Origin of the sequence: Fenollaria timonensis, assembly GCF_001457835.1 — a bacterium.
Taxonomy (GTDB): Bacteria; Bacillota; Clostridia; order Tissierellales; family Peptoniphilaceae; genus Fenollaria; species Fenollaria timonensis.
Genome location: NZ_LN898229.1, coordinates 209,757 through 229,376, shown reverse-complemented (window position 1 = coordinate 229,376; position 19,620 = coordinate 209,757). Strand labels below are relative to the sequence as shown.

Genomic DNA, 19,620 nt, shown 5'->3' with positions numbered 1-19,620 from the left:
ACTTAAAATAACACAAATTTATGTAATTTTTGCATGACTAATAAACCTATATAGGCTTATTAGGTTTTTATGATGTTTTATATATATATTTTAGTCTAAAAGCATTATTCTTTTTCTGAACCTCTCGAAGTTTCTCATACCAAAGCTGTTTCTTTTTAGTGTCTTTATCTTTGTATGTTTTCCTTCTAGTGCTCCATTTGAATGTTTGTAGTCAAATGAGTTTGTAATTTCATCAGACCAGTTTGTAAAGGCTGTTATACATGATTTAAACTCTTTAAGTTTTGATTTTTTACATATGTCTATCCATGCGTTTACCTTGTATTGTGCTTGTTCTTTGTTTTTCTGCACTAGAACTTCTTGATAGAAGGATTCTTTTAAGCCATATGCTAGTCTTAGCTCTTCGCTTATCTCTAGCATTAGAGCTGCTTCTCGCTTTTGATCATCATTAAGTTTTGGCATTGGTTTTGTAAGTATGCTTTTACTTCTTTTTAGGTATATTCTCATTTCTGCTGATGTATCTTTTTGTATTCTCTTTCTTACGTTTTCTAAGCTCCAAGAGACTTGTCTTACGAAGTGATATTTGTCTGCTATGTGTACTGCGTTTTTAAAGTATGCGTTTTTAACGTTTTTAAATGTTTTTGACATATCGCTAACAAATATCTTTACATTTTCTCTTTCTTCTTTTGGTATGTTTTTAAAGTATTCAAACAAAATATTTTCTTGCCTACTTTTAACTATGTCTATGATTTCATGTGTTATGCCATCTAGAAGTGAGCATTGATACTTGTATGAACCGCTGTCGCCTTTAAACTCGTCTATTAAAAGTACTTTTGGAAGACTTTTTCTCTCTACTGATAGGTAAGATAGGACTCTTGTAACTGTTGATGTGCTTACTGAGTATCTTCTTGATATTGACTTTATTGAGTAAAGTTCTCTAAACTCTCTAGCTATGGATGCTACTAGTCTTTTTGTCATGGTCATTTTCTTTGCTACTAGTTCTGTTTTGCTATCAATTCTTTTCCCGCAGCACTTACAGTTGTACCTAGTTTTTCTTAGGTTTATTATGCATTTTTTACCATGCATCTGTGTATCTTTTATCTTTTGAGTTCTGTGATCATGAACCCAGATATGTTTAGAACCACAGTATGGGCAGCTTTTTAACTTTTTTGTCTGTGCTTCTATAACTACTACATTTTCACCTTCTTTAAAATTGTTAACAACTACATCTTTACAAGCTAGCAAATTTATGGTATTATATTCTTGCACTTGTACACACCTCCTATGTTGTAGTGGTATTTTAAGTATAGGATAAAATGTGTGCAAGTGCAACTTTTTTTTGTAATTTTATCAAAAAAATATCTATTGAGGTTTTACTCCCCAATAGATATTATACAGCCAAAAAAAATAGTCCAGTAAACTACTTTTATGTAGATTTACTGGACTATTTAATTTAAATTGTAATTATTTAATTTCGTTTTCTTTTTTTACTTGCAACTCATCTTTCCCATACTTATACATTAAATATAATTCTCTTGCCATAGCAACATAAAAAGCTATCATAAGTATATTAGCTATTATTGATAAAGTGGGAATTGGAGATATAAGTTGCCTTTCAGCGTGAAGATATCCTGAGTCACCTAAAGGAACGGCGTTTGGATTATTAATCCTATCATTTATTATTTGTATTATCGTACTTATATCTTCCACTTTTCCAAAAATGAAACTATTAAATATTTCAAATGTAAAACACTTCATTATATAAATTGCGATAAACCTTTGGAATGATTTCATCATATTAACATCCTCCTTTTTAAAATTAATAGAGTGGTTTGCATCAATTTATTTCATTAAATTAATACCCATATAATAAAATTTAAAACAAAAATTATAATAATTTAAAATTGCTAAGAAAAAATTTTTATGATATAATTAAAAAAGAGGTGAAGAAATGAAAAAGCTAATTAGAAATTTATTTATACTATCGATACTGCTTCTAGGCCTTATGAATGCAGGCGCTAAGGCGGCATCACTTAACTTAATCATAGACGGAAACAACGTGACAAAGAGCGCGAGCCCCATTGTCAAGAACAGAAGGACTTTGGTTCCACTTCGTTTCATCGGGGAAGCCTTAGGTAAGGAAGTTCTTTGGAACAACGACGAAAAGAGCGTTACAGTTAGTGACGAGAACGCTAGCTTCAAGCTATATATCGACTCAAAGATTATTGACAATAGTGACGGAACGCTTAAGTTTACTGACGTTGCGCCTTGCATTGTTAATCGTAAAACTTATCTACCGCTTAGAGCCATAGCTGAGCTTATGAATATAGGAGTCGGCTACGATAAAGCAAGCTCAACGGTTACTATTGATTCATCTACTTATAATCCAGTTGAAGAGAACACTACAATAGTTGGACTTATGCCAAATCAAACAATAAATACTAAGATGAATTTTTCTTTCGTAACAAATAAGAATTTTGCAAAGGCAAAGCTATTGCTATTAAACGACAAAAACGAAGGCTATATACAAGATGTAAAGACAAGTGCTGCTGAGACGCTTGAGTTTTTACCAAGCCTTAAGGATGAAGGAAATAAAAAATTGGTTCTTGCACTTTACGATGCAAATGGCAATCTAATTGATGCGGCAGGCGCCAAAGTCAACTTAAACGTACTTCCAAGAGTAACTTACTCAGGCGTTGAGAGTGGCGGCTTTGTGCAAGACGAACTAAAGATTACACCTGACATAAACTTTATTGCTTCAAAGATGAAGGCGACTATAAGTAATTTAACTACGGGCAAGACAGAAGTGAAAGACAATCTTGATCCAGAAGGAGAATTCTTATTCAAGCCAAGCTATTTAGATGCGGGCAGCTACTCCATAATGCTATCGGCTTTTGACGAACTGGGCAGAGAGCACTTTGGCGAGACAAAGACTTTCACCATGAGCATAAATCCATATCTAAATATAACAGGCGTACCGAAGGATGGCGTCATCTCAGGTCAAGTTACGCTTAACGCGCAAAGAAACTTCGATGTAATGAGAACTGATTATGTTTTAAGAGACCCATTGACAGGACAAGAAACAGTTATCGAGTCAAAATCATACGGCGCATGCAAGTTCTTCCCGAACATTAACGACGCGGGACAAAAGGAAGTCTTCGTCAGATGCATAGACGCGAGTGGAAAGACTATGGAGAGCGAACACAAACTTGTTTTGATCAAGGGAGACTCGAAGCTTATACTTGAAGGCGTTGCTCCTGGCGGCATCGTTCATAAGTATGTGGATTTGAATGCCGTGTCAAACGTTGGAGTCAACAGCGTAAACTATTACATCAAAAATCTTAGAACAGGCAAGACTAAGACCATAGCTGAGAACGTGCCTTATGGCCAAAAGTTTAGATACAACGTCACTAAAGACGATGAAGGCGAGAATGAAATCAGCGTAACAGGCAATCAAATTGACGCCTTTATCAAGGGCGAGAGCATTAAATTTAGGATATACACTGGAAAGATATATACAAAACAACCACTAATGGCTAAGGACAAGTTTTTGGACTACACAAAAAAGATTGCTAGACGCGAGTTTTTAAGAACAGACCTAAGCGGCGCCATCACTACAGCGCAAGCAATACTTGAATCAGGCTGGGGCCAATCAGTGCCAGTCGATAAGTACACAGGAAAGTTCTCGAATAACCTATTTGGTATCAAGGGCAGCGCCTCCAATGGCACCGTAACCATAACTACAACTGAAGTTTATAATAATGTTAGATACACAGTTGACGATAAGTTCAGAGCATATAAATCGGCCGACGAATCATTTAGAGATCACACTGAATTATTCTTCGCAAAGAAATGGTATACGCCATTTAGAAAAGTTATGTTCAACGACCAAAGAGGTGTCTACGCAATCAAGAGATGCGGCTATGCGACAGACCCTAGCTATCCAGCGAAATTAAAGCAAATCATTGACAAATACAATCTAAAAGAGTTAGACAAAGTTAATTTATAAGATAAATGCAGTAGGACATAAAGCCTTCTTTACTCATATGAGTAGAGAGGGCTTCTTTATGCTCAAATCTATTTGAGCATCATAGTAATCAAAGTTTGTTTATTTATTACAAGAAGATGATGAAAATGTGTTTATTATCATACAATTTGTGGTATAATACAAGATAGAGTAGTTAGATTTATACTACAGAATAGATATTATTGATAAGGAGAGGGGCTTATTATGAAAACATTTAAAATGAAAAAATTCTTAACACTGGTGCTCGTGGCAATGATGCTCATAACATCAGTACCAGTAAATGTATTTGCTGAGAGTAAGAATTATGACAAGACAGCAATAGCTTCAGTTCAAGACTTGAACAAGACACCTTTGACAGTTGCACAGACCAATGGGAAGCCAGCAGAGGATATTATAAAAAATCCTGATATGCCAAAGCTTTACACTATGCGTGCAGACTATAAGGTTCCAAGAAATGATGAAGAAGTCATTGCTTATCAGCCTTATATAGCTACTGTCGGTGATGATGAATACACATATACTGATTTAGATGGCAATGAAGGACAAAAAGTTCTAACAGACGAAGAAAAATCTAAGATAAAGAAAAAAATAAATTTGCCAGACATTGATGGCTATACTTCGCCAACACCAAGCTTTACTGTAAATTATGAATACATTAAAAACAACGCAGAAAAAGGAAACTTAGATGGCAACGAAAAAAAGGGTAAACATCCATATCTTTATAAGGCAAAGCAAGGAACTATAAATATTAAACACAGTTTTCAAAAGCTCGAAAATCTAGAAGAGTATGGTTATAGGGATGGAGATACTGACTTTATTTACACATCCCAAACAGGTGTTACAGGAACATCTGTCACTATAAAGGCCTTAGCTGGAGAGAAAATCAACGGCTATGTTCCTGAAGTTAATGTGCTTACAACCCAAGTTCCACAAAATTCAGCTAAATTTGAAATAGAAATGCGTTACAACCGTGCTATATATGATGTGAAATTTGATTCCAAGGGTGGAACTGAACTGCCAGGAATGACATTATTCTATGGACAAACAATACCAAAATTAAACTTTGATATTAAAAAGTTGGGAGCGACGTTACAAGGTTGGAAGGTGAATAAAGATATAACTTATATAGACCAAGCTGGAAATAAACAAACTCTTTCTAAAGATACTCTTATTAATAAGGAAGACTTTGAAGCAGGTAGAAAATTCCAGGATGGTATAAAAAATGCCATGCCTGCAGAAACTCTTACCTTTACTGCAGAGTGGACAGATAAACCTAAAGCAGACTATGTAATCCAATTTTGGACTGAAAAACCAGATTACAATGACCAAGACGACAAGCTCCCTTTGCGTGAACGCTACGACTTTATCGGTGCAAGAAGAATAGATGAAGCCGACACCGGTTCTACTCCGGATCTTACAAACTTATCCATCGATGGCATTACATTCCCCGACTTAAATGACGGACGCTTGGAAAAGGCTCAAAATAATAAAGAAGAATTTGAAAGATATTACTTCTTAAATGAAGACTTGACTAAAAAGCAAAACGCATCGAAAGAAAATCCGAACGTTCAAAAATCCGTTTTATCTACCGGGGAAACGGTCTACAATATCTACTACGACCGCAGAGTCTATATCCTCTACTTTACAGCTGCTAATGAACTGGCATTTGAAAATGCAGGTAGCTTCTGGCCTATTATAACAAGAGATGGAAAAGTCATAGGGAAAGAAGGATCTCCTTATAAAGTAGATGTTCGCTTCAACCAAAGCTTGGATGGAATATGGCCAAAGGATGCGGAAGTTTCAAATCTTCCGCCTGGTAGTAGCGATCCAGAAGGAGACATCGGCCTAATAGGTTGGATAATTAACAATAACGCGGGTGAAACAGTTTACCGCGATACGCCACCATATCGTTTAAGTGCAGAAGATTTTATCGACAGTCAAGATGTAGTGGGTGAAGGAGAACTTGAGGGATTTGGTCACGCAGATGAGATACCTATAAAGGATGGGCAAACCAAAACAAGAGATAAGTATGAGATTTCCCTTGGATCGACATCCTTGGACGTCGCCGTTGTCCACCACATTGATATTATAAAGGACGATTTCAATGGCAAGGAACAAATCGATTATGATATGTCCTATTGGAAGAGCGATACGAATGCAGTCGAGTATGCCTTCATTTTGCCTCACCTTCAAGGCTTTACCCTTAAACAAGAGCAAAGGGAAGCAGAATGGATATTGGAGAAACCAACAGATCATAGTTATAGAACGATTAACGACTTAAATAATGCGAGAAATCAGAAAACGCCTTTTAGAAGCGACGCTGACAAGATAAAATACATCCCTAAATTTCCTTGGGGCAAGAAACTCTTTAATGGAAAAAATGCCTACAATTATGCAAACTACTTTCGCAACAAGTACAAGTTAAAATTAAATAACGATCCAAAGACTGTAAAAAATGACAGTGAATATGGTGATGGCAATATTTTAGATGTGCCTTATGAAAAACCATTAAAGGATTTGAAATTAGATACAAATCATGTGCCTGAAAGACCTGATTGGGTACCTGAAACGTGGACTTTTAAAGGTTGGGCTCTTGATCCTTCTGGTGACAACTTGGTAAAAGAGGGCGATGAAACAAAACTTCATTATGACCAAGTTCTCTTTGCTAAATGGGCAGAACCGGATACTATTTGGAAGGTAAAAATTGATCCAAATGGAGGACGTTTAGCTGATTTAAGCACAAAAAATATATCTGATGAATCTAAAGAGCTTGAAAAAGATGGCGAAACTCACACTTATCCGGAGAAAGTTGATGGAGAAAATACATTTAATTTTGTCCATAAGATGATTTTAAAAGAACCAAAAGATGCTACTAAAAATATCATTGAACCAACAAGACCTGGCTACAACTTTGCCGGTTGGGAATTTGTAAGATATACAAAAGATGAAAATGGCAATGACACGGAAGTTGTAGACACAAGCTATAAAGACTTATATAAAGTGCCTGAAATGTATCACTTTGGTAACGAAGTTGTTGGCAATGTTCACCTTAGGGCAATTTGGAACAAACAAGACCTTGTAACAGTAAAGGCTATCCACCACTTCTTGAATGCAGATTATAGCGAAAAATCTAAGGAAGTACAAAATCTTTATAACAGAAGAGTTGGGTCCTATACAACAGGTCTAGCAAGTAGGCAAGGAGACGAGTACCTCTTAGTTCCACAAGCTGAGTGGGAAGCACTTGAAAATGCAAATGCTGACTATAAAAAATATAAAGAAGATACAAAAAGAACAAACAGTTACAATCAAATTTTAAAAGTTGAGCCAGAAAAAATTCACAATGAGCAAGGGGATCTTGTAGATAACCCTAATTTTGATAACAATCGTTTTGAATTTTTCTACAAGCCATTTAAAGAAAGAGTCTACGAAGTAAATTATCTTGACCAAAGAGGCAAAGATGAAGTTGTAGACTTTATGAAAAAATCGAAAGCTGCTTATCAAAAAATCAAAATTGATACTTCAATGACTCCGCAAGACAAGAGCAACGCATATAAAAAACTTCTTGCAGATAACAAAGCTGCTTTTAAAATAATTAAAGAAAAATATGCCATTATTACTAATGAAAGAGTAGTAAATGGTAAGCGTCATTATGATGCAAGAAACTACAGAAGAATTCCTGGTTGGGTTTTAAATGACAAGCCACAACAACAATTATTCTTTGACATTTATGAAGACACAGATACTTTTGCTGGTATAAACGAAAGTGGCCTTGATGAAATTAATTTCTTCTACAAGGATGTTAGAGTTATAGAAGTTAAAAATCCTGAAGATCCAGTGCCAAAGGGCTATGTAAGAGTAAAATTTGTCGCAGAAGAGGGCGGAAACTTCACAGATGCTACAGACAATGAAGTCAAGGAACTTTACTACGATGTAATAGTAGGATTAAAGTCAGACCTACTTCCAGTTCCAGAAAAATTGGAAGAAGGCGAAGATAAAGTTGAAGGCAAGTATTATATTACTCCTGATGCAGGAAAGAAATTTATCAAGTGGGATAAGGAAAAACTTTTAAATAGCAACACTACTATAGACAAGAACTACACCTTTACAGCCTACTTTGACTGGTCTGGAATAAAGGTAAATGAACTTGTAAAAACAGAATCTTATAAAGATCCTGATGGAAAGTGGAACAATGACTTTGCTCCTAGTCTTGATGAATTAAAGGCACAAGTTAAGTGGGTTAATAAAGACGGCAGTGAAAGTGATTTGCCAAAGGATGCTACAGTTACTATCGTTGATGAAAATGGAAAAGAGCTTACTCAAAATGATATCTATGAAAAAGTAAAAGAACTAGGAAAGTTTGACTCAGATGAACTTGTAAGAACTGTAAAATTCAAGGCAAAAGTAATATTTGCAAATAACTCAATACAAGATATTGAAATTCCAGTAAAAATTTATAAAAATGTCTACGAAGGGCTTACAACGGGAGCAATGCCAAAAGTTTTAAAAGACGCAACTGCAGTTGGTGGCGACTTAGCAGATATAACTGGAAACTATGTAAAAGTTACAGTAAATCCTACAGGAAAAGCTGGCGAAAAAGACTCTAAGATTTATTATGTAAACCCAAAAGCTTGGGTAGAAATTCCTGAAATAAAATTGACAGATAAGGAAAAAGAAGAATTAGGTTTTACTCGTTGGACATCTGATAATGATGATGTAAATACAAAGGGAGAATATATCTTTGAAAAAGATAATGTGAAACAAAGATATAAGTTTAAAAAAGATACCATAATTCAACCAGATTTTTCAAAGGATGTAGTTGAACAAGAAGATCCAAATAAGAAACCTGATGTGCCAAATAGTTTTGTAAAAGTTGTTGTTACAACAAAAGAAGATGGAATAGAAAAAGCTACAGAAAACACAAAGTTTGAAAGAACTTTCTGGGTTAACCCAACAAAAGAAGTTACTATTCCAGTTACAAATCCAACAGGTGATACTGTTAAAGATGATAAGGGAAATGTAGTTACAGACGCTGCAGGTAAGGAAATCAAATGGAAATTTAAAGAATGGTCAAGTCCTTTGACAGCTACTTTCACAGGAAAAGAAACTACAATTACTGCCAAGTATGAAAAGACTATTCCAGAACCTAGTGTTGATGCAAGTGTTGTAGAAACCTATGTTGGAAGAGAACCTGAACTTGGCGATTATGAAAAAGCTTTAAAGATGATGCTTGATAAGACTGGCTTATCATTTGACGAAAATGTTTCAAGTTTTGAAATAATAAAGGATCCAGATGTAAGTAAGCCAGGCATGAGCGAAGCAAAAGTTAAGGTTGAGTTTAAGAATGGACAGGTAAAAGAAGTTACAGTTCCAGTTAAGGTATATGACAATATATATCCTGGCGATACAAACGGTGACAAGACTTCTGGAACACCAGATAATTATGTAAAAGTTACTGTAAATCCTAAAGCTTATGATGAAGATGATCAAAAAATCAAAGTTTACTATGTAAATCCATTGGCAAAAGTTACAATTCCTGAAATTTTAATAAAGGAAGAAGACAAAAAAGAATATGGATTTAAGAAATGGACAACAAATAACAAAGAAATAAACTTATCAAATAATGACGAAATTTATGACTTTACAAAAGAGTATCAATTTACAGTCGATACAGAAATTTATGCTTTCTATGAAAAAAATGGAGAACCAGAAGTAAATGTTGAATTTGAAAGCAAGGAAATTGTTAAAAACATTGGAGACAAAGTTTCTGTAAAAGAATATGAAGATGCTTTAATAGTTCCAAAAGATGCTGAAGGAAAAGACATTGCTGACGTTAAAGGCATAAATATATTAAAGGATCCAGACACAAGTAAAGAAGGTTACACTACTGCAAAGATACAAGTTGTTTACGACGATGGTAAAACACAAGAGCTTATAGTATTAGTAAAAGTTCTACCTGATTATGTTGAACAAACTGATCCAGATAAAAAACCTGATGTACCAGAAAATTTTGTAAAAGTTATTGTAAAGACAAAAGAAAAAGTTGTTAAAGAAGATGGTACTCAAGAAGAAGTAGAAAGAGCTACAGATGAAACAGCTTTTGAAAGAACTTTCTGGGTTAATCCTTCAAAAGAAGTTACTATTGATGTCAATGAGCCAACTGGAATAAAGGATATAACAGATAATAGAACTTGGAATTTTGATTACTGGAAAGTTGATGCTGAAGATGGAACTGAATATAGAACTACAATTACAGATCAATTTAGAGATGAGACTATTATCCTAGCAAAATACACTAAGGATGAAGTTGAAAAGCCTAGCGCTGATGATGTAATTACAGAAGAGGGAGTACAACCTAGTAAGAAAGACTATCTTGATAAGATAGATGCACCATATGGCAAAACTATTAACGATATCACAATTATTAAAAAACCTGATGTCTCACGTCCAGGCGTATCTACTGCTACAATCGAGGTCGAATACGATGACGGTACTAAAACTTTAGTGGATGTAAAAGTATTTGTTCAAAGAAAGAACGATCCACGTCCAAGCGAACCACAAATCATTTACAGAGACAGAATCGTAGAAAAAGAAAAGATTGTTGAAAAGATTGTTAAGATCAAAGACAACGAAAGACTTAAGGAAATCAGATATATGCAAGGCTACAACGGCAAGTTTAGACCATATGACGGTCTAAGAAGGTCTGAAGCTGCTCAAATACTTGCCAACGCACTAAAGGCTGATGGCTACGCTTACGATCCATTCTACCCTATAAGCTACACTGACATTGGCGACTCTTGGTACACAGAAGCTGTTAGAATAGTTTCTCAAGCGGGTGTCTTCCAAGGATATAGCGATGGTACTTTTAAACCAGAAGGTAAGATTACTAGAGCTGAGTGGGTGGCAACACTTAGAAGGTTCCAAGACTTAAAGAAAGTTAGCGGCAACGACATGGGCTTAAGCATGGGTCACTGGGCTACTGAAGAGATAGAAGCAGCATACCAAGCTGGCTGGCTAGATGTATACACATCAGGCATAGCGACATTCGATGCGAACGCTCCTATAACTAGACAAGAAGTAGCGGCTGTATCTAACAAGGCCTTTGACAGAGTTCTTGACAAAGTTTACTTGCAAAGAAATGTTAAGAACATGATAAATTACAACGACATCAATCCAAGCATGCCTCTATATGAAGACATCTTGTGCGCAAGTAACACATTGTTGACAGATGGCAGATATTACAAGGCTAATACTATTGTCATGGACAATATTACATTTAACATTGTTACGGATGATTTGTTAATATATCAAAAGAAGTTCCAATACAATGTTATTAGATAAGCTTAAACAATAGAATAAACTATATCAATAAAGAGTGCGTATCAAATGATATGCGCTCTTTTCTTATATGAAGATAGATAATTAAAAATTTTATGTCAAGCAAAATAAAAAAATAATTAATTTTAGCATATTAATGATTTAGACTGGGTATATTATAAAAAAGGAGGTATATTTATGAATTACTTAGTTTTAATCGGCGTACTGCTAATAGTTGTCGGCTTTGCACTAAAGCTTGATGTTGTAGCAGTCGTTTTGATATCTGGCCTAGTAACTGGCTTGGTATCAGGTATGTCATTAGTAGAAGTATTAGACTTAATCGGAAAGGGATTTGTAACAAACAGATACATGTCACTTTTCTTCCTAAGTCTACCACTAATCGCTATCATGGAAAGGTATGGACTTAAAGACAGAGCAGCTGAAGCCATCAAGAAGATCAAATCAGCAAGCGCAGGTGGCGTTGTTGGTTTATACATCTTAATTAGATGGGTGGCAGCTATATTCTCTTTAAGACTTGGTGGACACGTTCAATTCGTTAGACCACTTATACTACCTATGGCTGAAGGTGCTGCAGCAAAAACTGTTGACCTATCAGAAAAGAAATTAGAAGAGCTTAAGGGACTTGCAGGTGCCGCAGAAAACTACGGAAACTTCTTCGGACAAAACATCTTCCCTGTAGCGAGCGGTGTTTTATTAATTCAAGGCACACTAGCAGGAGCTGGTTATGAAGTTACTAACGCTGAAATCGCTCAAGGCTCAATACTAGCCGGTGTTGCAATGGTGATTTTATCACTAGTACAATGCTACCTATTTGAAAAAAGTTTAAGAAAGGAGCTAAAGAATGTTTAAATTTATTTATGCTAATTCAGCTATGGTTGACGAAGTCATCTACATTCTATGTGGTATCGTCTGCATTATGACTGGAATTAGAGGCTTAAAGAATAAAAAAGCTCCTATCGGTACCTTTGTTTTCTGGACACTTTTAGGTATACTTTTTGGAGCAGGTAAGTTTATTATCGACAGCTTTGAATATGGCGGAGCCATCATAGGCGGCTGCTTGATGCTACTAGGAGCACTAACACTTACAAATCAAGTACAAATAGGCGAGTTCAATTCTCAATCAGAAGAACAAAAAATTGCTTATGGCAAAAAGGTTGGCAACAAGATATTCATCCCAGCCCTTGCAATAGGTATCATCGCCATGATCATGGCGCAATTCAAGAGCTTTAAAGTTGCTGTTGATGTAAAAGATGGCGCAGATGTATTCTTTGGATTTACATCAGCTCAAACACTTGGTATATCATCAGTACTTGCCATCATCATCGCTTTAATCATAACAAAGGCAAAATACTCTGAAACAAAGGAAGATACAGCTAAGATGCTTATGCAAATAGGCAGTTCTTCACTACTTCCTCAACTACTTGGAGCACTAGGAACAGTATTCGCAGCGGCAGGCGTTGGCGAAATTATTGGTTCAGGCGTTTCAGCTATAGTTCCACCTGAAGCAAAAGTTTTAGGTGTAATCGCTTATTGTGTTGGTATGGTAGTCTTTACCATGATTATGGGTAATGCCTTTGCAGCATTTACAGTTATTACACTTGGCGTTGGCGTTCCGTTCGTTATTGCCAATGGCGGTAACCCTGCCATCATAGGCGCGCTTGGTATGACTTGCGGCTACTGCGGTACACTACTAACACCTATGGCTGCTAACTTCAATATAGTTCCAGGAGCTATACTTGAAACAAAAGATAAATACACTATAATCAAGGCACAAGCACCAGTTGCTATACCTTTAATAGTAGTACACATTATATTAATGTTATTGATTGGATTTAGATAGAATTAGAAGAAATTTTTGAAAGGAGACGATATTTTGAAAATATTAGTAACAGGCTTTGACCCCTTTGGTGGAGAAAAGATAAACCCAGCGATTGAATCGGTAAAGAAACTTCCTGATACAATTGCAGGAGCTGAAATAATTAAGCTTGAGATACCTACTGTAATCGGTAAATCTGTAGACAAGATCAAAGCAAAGATTGAAGAAGTGCACCCAGACGTTGTTTTGTCCATCGGTCAAGCAGGCGGCAGGCCAGACATCACTGTTGAAAGAGTCGGCATCAACTGCGACGACTGCAGAATTAAGGACAACGAAGGCAATCAACCTATAGATGAAAAGGTGGCTGAAGACGGCCCAGCGGCATATTTCTCGACACTACCTATCAAGGCCATGGTTAAAAATATACAAGATGGCGGCGTGCCAGCGAGCGTTTCAAACACAGCAGGCACTTTCATCTGTAATCACGTTCTTTACGGAGTAGCACACATACAAGCTACTAAGCATCCTGAGATGAGAACAGGTTTTATACACATTCCGTTCTTACCAGAGCAAGTAGTTGATAAGAAGAATATGCCATCGATGGCGCTTGAGACTATAGTTAAGGGACTTACTTTGGCAATAGAAGCGATTGTAAAGAATGAGGAAGATATAAAAGTTACTGGCGGAGCTACTCACTAAATTACGCTTCATCCATTGACTTTGCGAGCAGAATTAAAAAATATATCAAGGAAAAATCATATTACCCTCTGCAATATTATTAAGCAGAGGGTATTTTTATCTGACGCCATTAATTAATTATTAAATATATTATAAATTTTTGACAAAGCGTCTCGCTCGTGGTATAATCATATTTACATTATTTAATATATAGCTATTTAATATACCTATATACGAAAGGAGAAAAATATGAAGAAGAAATTAGTTAACACAGCCGCATACTATGCTGTAGCTGGTCTATTTGCAGGCGCTTTCTACAGAGAGTTCACTAAATACATGGGCTATACTGGAGTAACATCACTTGGCAAAGCACACACACACCTATTTGCCCTAGGTATGCTTATGTTTTTAATAGTTACTGCACTTGCATCAACAACAGAAATTACTAAGAGCGAGTACTTCGATCGCTTCTACTTTTATTACAACATCGGCGTTGGTCTATCAGCAACTATGATATTCTGTAGAGGCTTGTACCAAGTCATAGGCCTTGATAACAAGATACTTGACCTTGTTATATCATGGACAGCAGGCGCGGGACACGTAACAGTCACTATCGGCCTAGCATTTTTATTCTTGTCTTTGAAACAAACAATCAAGGACTAGAGTTATAATTTAAAATATATGATTAGAATATACTTTATTCTACCCTCATTTCTTTTTTGCCTCATCAATTGATGGGGCTTTTTGATTAAATTTATTAAGAAAACTTATATTAAAAGGCTCTATGTCAAATATTGGGGAGACTTATTGATTTAAGTCTCTCTTTTTATGTTAAAACTAACATTTGCACGTTTTTAATTTATATACTTAAAATAACACAAATTTATGTAATTTTTGCATGACTAATAAACCTATATAGGCTTATTAGGTTTTTATGATGTTTTATATATATATTTTAGTCTAAAAGCATTATTCTTTTTCTGAACCTCTCGAAGTTTCTCATACCAAAGCTGTTTCTTTTTAGTGTCTTTATCTTTGTATGTTTTCCTTCTAGTGCTCCATTTGAATGTTTGTAGTCAAATGAGTTTGTAATTTCATCAGACCAGTTTGTAAAGGCTGTTATACATGATTTAAACTCTTTAAGTTTTGATTTTTTACATATGTCTATCCATGCGTTTACCTTGTATTGTGCTTGTTCTTTGTTTTTCTGCACTAGAACTTCTTGATAGAAGGATTCTTTTAAGCCATATGCTAGTCTTAGCTCTTCGCTTATCTCTAGCATTAGAGCTGCTTCTCGCTTTTGATCATCATTAAGTTTTGGCATTGGTTTTGTAAGTATGCTTTTACTTCTTTTTAGGTATATTCTCATTTCTGCTGATGTATCTTTTTGTATTCTCTTTCTTACGTTTTCTAAGCTCCAAGAGACTTGTCTTACGAAGTGATATTTGTCTGCTATGTGTACTGCGTTTTTAAAGTATGCGTTTTTAACGTTTTTAAATGTTTTTGACATATCGCTAACAAATATCTTTACATTTTCTCTTTCTTCTTTTGGTATGTTTTTAAAGTATTCAAACAAAATATTTTCTTGCCTACTTTTAACTATGTCTATGATTTCATGTGTTATGCCATCTAGAAGTGAGCATTGATACTTGTATGAACCGCTGTCGCCTTTAAACTCGTCTATTAAAAGTACTTTTGGAAGACTTTTTCTCTCTACTGATAGGTAAGATAGGACTCTTGTAACTGTTGATGTGCTTACTGAGTATCTTCTTGATATTGACTTTATTGAGTAAAGTTCTCTAAACTCTCTAGCTATGGATGCTACTAGTCTTTTTGTCATGGTCATTTTCTTTGCTACTAGTTCTGTTTTGCTATCAATTCTTTTCCCGCAGCACTTACAGTTGTACCTAGTTTTTCTTAGGTTTATTATGCATTTTTTACCATGCATCTGTGTATCTTTTATCTTTTGAGTTCTGTGATCATGAACCCAGATATGTTTAGAACCACAGTATGGGCAGCTTTTTAACTTTTTTGTCTGTGCTTCTATAACTACTACATTTTCACCTTCTTTAAAATTGTTAACAACTACATCTTTACAAGCTAGCAAATTTATGGTATTATATTCTTGCACTTGTACACACCTCCTATGTTGTAGTGGTATTTTAAGTATAGGATAAAATGTGTGCAAGTGCAACTTTTTTTTGTAATTTTATCAAAAAAATATCTATTGAGGTTTTACTCCCCAATAGATATTATACAGCCTATTAAAACGCATTATTATAGATAATATTTATTTGACTTTACATGTAAATAATGTTATATTTTTAATGTACTGACATTAGTTGGTAACAGAACTTTAGGAGGTTTTTTATGAAAAAGAAATTATTTAGGACTAGTATTTTATTAATTTTGTTGCTATCTTTAGTGATATTTTCAGTAGCTTGCACAAAGAATAATGACACAAGCGATGATAAACCTAAAGAAGAAACAACAGCAAGTATAGATGAAACAAAAACATCTGAAGAATCAAAAGAAGAAGCTACCAATGGTGAAAAGGAAGTTATAAAAATATCAACAACTGGAAACCATGCATTTTTCTCTGAAACTAATGAAAAAACCGGAGAACTTCAAGGTTATGAAATAGATGTTTGGAATGAAATTGCAAAAAGAAATAATTGGGAAATTAAATGGGAGATAGCAGGATTCCCTGGAATTCTTGAGCTATTAGAATCAGGTCGTGTTGATACTGTAGCTGATCAAATTGGAGTTACTGATGAACGTAAAAAGACATATAATTTTAGTGATGTATATTTCTATGTTCCATATAAGGTTGTAGTAGCAGAAGATAATAATACTATTCATGGAATCAAAGATGTATATGGCAAGAAACTAGGCTTACTTACAAATGATATCGCTTATGCATTTAAAGATCAATTTGATCCAGAAGGAAAAATTGAATATGTTGAATATGATGTAAGTACTGCAGTTCATACAGACGTAGCGTTAGGACGTATAGACGCATCACTAATGTCAGCTATGCATATTAACGATGTAAAAGAAAAATCTGGATTAAAAATAAAAGGCGTTGGAGATACTGTTTATACAGAAGATGCTGCATATCCTTTCCATAAAGATGAAAGAGGCAAGAAACTTTTAAAAGAAGTTAATAAAGTAATTAAAGAATTAAAAGAGGAAGGTTTTTTAGGCGAAACAGCCAAAAAATGGTTTGGCTTTGATCCAATGGCTGAGTAGATATTTATATGGATCGTTTTAATATAAATCTCTTTTTTAAACTATTTCCAAAAATATTAAGATATTTACCAGAAACTTTTAAGCTGGCATTTATAACTATATTTTTCTCTTTAATAATAGCATTAATTGTTGCTATTATAAGACAATATAAAATAAAGGGTTTATACACTTTAACATCAATATATGTATCATTTTTTAGAGGCACGCCTTTTATTGCACAATTATTTTGGTTTTATTATGGATTGGCACAAGTATTCGAATCTATAAAATCAATGAATCCATTTCAAGCTTTAGTAATATGTATGAGTGCTAATTATGCAGCATTTATGTCTGAAGATATACGTGCAGCATTGAATTCAGTAAGTAGATCTCAGTATGAAGCTGGCTTATCTATAGGTATGTCTCCGCTAAAGGTTATACAACGAATAATAATACCTCAAGCAGCTAGAGTTGCTGCACCTGGATTATCTAACCATTTTATCGGAATATTCAAGTCTACATCTATTGGATTTATGATTGGATATAAAGATATGATGGCTGCAGTTAGCTTGGAAACTTCTAAAGTATATAGATTTTTGGAAGGATATACTGTTGCAATAGTTATTTATTGGATAATAATTTCAATATTATCATATGCACAAAATAAGTTAGAAGATAAACTTAACTTGAACTATAAATAGGAGACAAGAATGATTAAAATAGAAAATTTATGCAAAAAATTTGATGATTTTGAAGTGTTAAAAAACGTTTCGCTATCACTAGAAGAAGGAAAAGTTGCGGTTTTGATTGGGCCTTCCGGTTCTGGAAAATCAACATTTTTAAGATGTATTAACTTTTTAGAGAGAGCCAATAAGGGAACTATTAAAATTGACAATTGCACTGTTAACTGCGAAACAGCCAATAAAAAAGAAATTAATCAGCTGAGATCTTTAACCTCGATGGTATTCCAAAATTATTGCCTTTTTTTAAATAAAACTGCATTAGAAAATATAATGGAACCAATGGTTTCTGTTCAAAAACTTAATAAGAATGAAGCCAAAGAAAAAGCTATGGATATTATAAAATCTATTGGGCTATTAGATAAGCAAAACAATTATCCGACTCAACTATCTGGTGGTCAGCAGCAAAGAATAGGAATTGGAAGAGCGATGGCAGTTAATTCTAAGCTTATGCTAATAGATGAGCCAACATCTTCTCTTGATCCTGAATTGGTAGGAGAAGTTTTAAAGCTTTTATATGAATTAGCTAAAGAAAAAACAACTATGATAATTGCAACACATGAGATGAAATTTGCTAAACATATAGCTGACAAAGTTATATTTATTGATAATGGAGAGATAATAGAAGAAGGTTCTGCTGAAGAAATTTTTGATAATCCAAAGTCTGAAAGGTTAAAGAAATTTTTAAATAAATTTCAGGTAAAATAAAGGAGTATTATTTATGAACTATATTGAATATAACGGAAGAAAAATATCTGTCAGGCCAGCTGTAAAGGACTATGAAATTGATGTCAATGGTGCTTATGTAAGGCAGATTCCATGGTTCAGGGAGCCTTTTGGAGAATCATATAAAAACCCTGTAGAAAAAGATAGATATACACTTTTTTGGGCGAAAGATTGTGCTTGGTCTAACCGCGTTGCTATAATTTATTCATTACTGGGTTTGTACGAATCAATTAAGGAAGAAATTGTTGATTGGACTGAATTAGATTTGCCAGTTGGATGGGAATGCGTAAATTCAAAAGATTGTGTAAATAAAGAAAGCAACGCTAGATTTGTTGGAGAGCTTTATTACAGAAGCGATAATAATTTTATTGGCAGGCCGTCTGTACCTTTGTTATTTGATTATAAAAGACAAGTAATAGCAAATAATGATCATCAAAATATGACTTATTATTTAGAGAGAGACTTTAAACCATATCATGGCGAAGGTGTGCCAAACTTATTGCCAATAAATGATGAAGAAGAGATAGTGAATATGGGATCATGGTTATATGATAACATTAATAATGCAATTTATAGGATGTGTTTTGCAGCCAATAAAACGCAATATAAAATTGCTTATGGTGTATTTTATAAAGCTATGGAAGATTTAGAACAAAGACTTTCAAACTTAAGATTTATATTTGGTGATCATATAACTGATTCAGATATACGATTATTTTCTACTTTAGTAAGATTAGATGTTGACTATGGTAAATATTTAAATTTAGATATACATTTAATAGATTATGTTAACTTGTTTGACTATTGTAAAGAAATATATCAAATACCAAAAGTTAGAGAAAAAACTTTTTTCGATAAAATATGTAGAAAAGAGTTTACTGAACAAGATATTAATAATGTTGAGAGATTGTGGTTAAATAAGGTTGATAGAAAGGATAAAATTAAGCTAAATGAGTCTATATTTATATATAAATAAGAAAAATATAGACTAATATATTTTTCTATACATGACTATAAATCTAATATTATATATTATATTCTTACTTGAGCCTCATCTATATGATGGGGCT

The 19,620-nt window shown here is 34.2% G+C and carries 13 protein-coding genes; 10 read left to right on the top strand and 3 right to left on the bottom strand.

The window, feature by feature from the left end; all coding sequences use genetic code 11:
- Positions 1-90: 90 nt before the first annotated feature.
- Together BN3004_RS01130 and BN3004_RS01125 are read right to left on the bottom strand one after the other, a co-directional pair.
- Entirely contained in the window at positions 91-1,266 is a 1,176-nt protein-coding gene (locus tag BN3004_RS01130; RefSeq protein ID WP_058259271.1) for an ISL3 family transposase, read from the bottom strand.
- Between the two features lie 195 nt (positions 1,267-1,461).
- Positions 1,462-1,794: a hypothetical protein gene (locus BN3004_RS01125; RefSeq protein ID WP_058259450.1), complete on the bottom strand. Its 333-nt coding sequence runs from the start codon at positions 1,792-1,794 to the stop codon at positions 1,462-1,464.
- Between the two features lie 154 nt (positions 1,795-1,948).
- On the opposite strand from BN3004_RS01125, the gene BN3004_RS01120 reads away from it, so the two are divergent.
- The 6 genes from BN3004_RS01120 (at position 1,949) to BN3004_RS01095 (ending at position 14,516) form a co-directional block, all read left to right on the top strand.
- Positions 1,949-4,006: a glucosaminidase domain-containing protein gene (locus BN3004_RS01120; RefSeq protein ID WP_058259449.1), complete on the top strand. Its 2,058-nt coding sequence runs from the start codon at positions 1,949-1,951 to the stop codon at positions 4,004-4,006.
- A 222-nt stretch (positions 4,007-4,228) separates the two neighbouring features.
- Entirely contained in the window at positions 4,229-11,362 is a 7,134-nt protein-coding gene (locus BN3004_RS01115) for an S-layer homology domain-containing protein (protein WP_058259448.1), read from the top strand.
- Positions 11,363-11,536: 174 nt separating this feature from the next.
- Positions 11,537-12,208 (top strand): DUF969 domain-containing protein, encoded by a 672-nt coding sequence (locus BN3004_RS01110; RefSeq protein WP_058259447.1) that lies wholly within the window; start codon positions 11,537-11,539, stop codon positions 12,206-12,208.
- Entirely contained in the window at positions 12,201-13,199 is a 999-nt protein-coding gene (locus BN3004_RS01105; RefSeq protein WP_058259446.1) for a DUF979 domain-containing protein, read from the top strand. The genes BN3004_RS01110 and BN3004_RS01105 overlap by 8 nt, the downstream gene beginning before the upstream one ends.
- 33 nt (positions 13,200-13,232) lie before the next feature.
- A complete protein-coding gene (gene pcp / locus BN3004_RS01100; RefSeq protein WP_058259445.1) occupies positions 13,233-13,874 on the top strand; it encodes a pyroglutamyl-peptidase I in 642 nt (213 codons plus the stop codon).
- A 228-nt stretch (positions 13,875-14,102) separates the two neighbouring features.
- The gene (locus BN3004_RS01095) at positions 14,103-14,516 is read left to right on the top strand and encodes a DUF2871 domain-containing protein (protein ID WP_058259444.1); all 414 of its coding nucleotides are present in this window, start codon (positions 14,103-14,105) and stop codon (positions 14,514-14,516) included.
- A 292-nt stretch (positions 14,517-14,808) separates the two neighbouring features.
- Here BN3004_RS01095 and BN3004_RS01090 read toward each other — a convergent pair whose 3' ends face one another.
- Positions 14,809-15,984 (bottom strand): ISL3 family transposase, encoded by a 1,176-nt coding sequence (locus BN3004_RS01090; RefSeq protein ID WP_058259271.1) that lies wholly within the window; start codon positions 15,982-15,984, stop codon positions 14,809-14,811.
- 239 nt (positions 15,985-16,223) lie between these two features.
- Between BN3004_RS01090 and BN3004_RS01085 the strand changes: the two genes are divergently transcribed.
- Genes BN3004_RS01085 through BN3004_RS01070 form a run of 4 tightly spaced genes read left to right on the top strand, consistent with a single transcriptional unit; the run spans position 16,224 to position 19,526 of the window.
- The gene (locus tag BN3004_RS01085) at positions 16,224-17,105 is read left to right on the top strand and encodes a transporter substrate-binding domain-containing protein (protein ID WP_058259443.1); all 882 of its coding nucleotides are present in this window, start codon (positions 16,224-16,226) and stop codon (positions 17,103-17,105) included.
- 8 nt (positions 17,106-17,113) lie between these two features.
- Entirely contained in the window at positions 17,114-17,785 is a 672-nt protein-coding gene (locus BN3004_RS01080) for an amino acid ABC transporter permease (protein ID WP_058259442.1), read from the top strand.
- 9 nt (positions 17,786-17,794) lie between these two features.
- The gene (locus tag BN3004_RS01075) at positions 17,795-18,532 is read left to right on the top strand and encodes an amino acid ABC transporter ATP-binding protein (RefSeq protein ID WP_058259441.1); all 738 of its coding nucleotides are present in this window, start codon (positions 17,795-17,797) and stop codon (positions 18,530-18,532) included.
- Positions 18,533-18,545: 13 nt separating this feature from the next.
- Positions 18,546-19,526, top strand: a complete 981-nt coding sequence (locus tag BN3004_RS01070; protein WP_058259440.1) for a glutathione S-transferase C-terminal domain-containing protein — start codon at positions 18,546-18,548, stop codon at positions 19,524-19,526.
- The last annotated feature ends 94 nt before the right edge of the window (positions 19,527-19,620 follow it).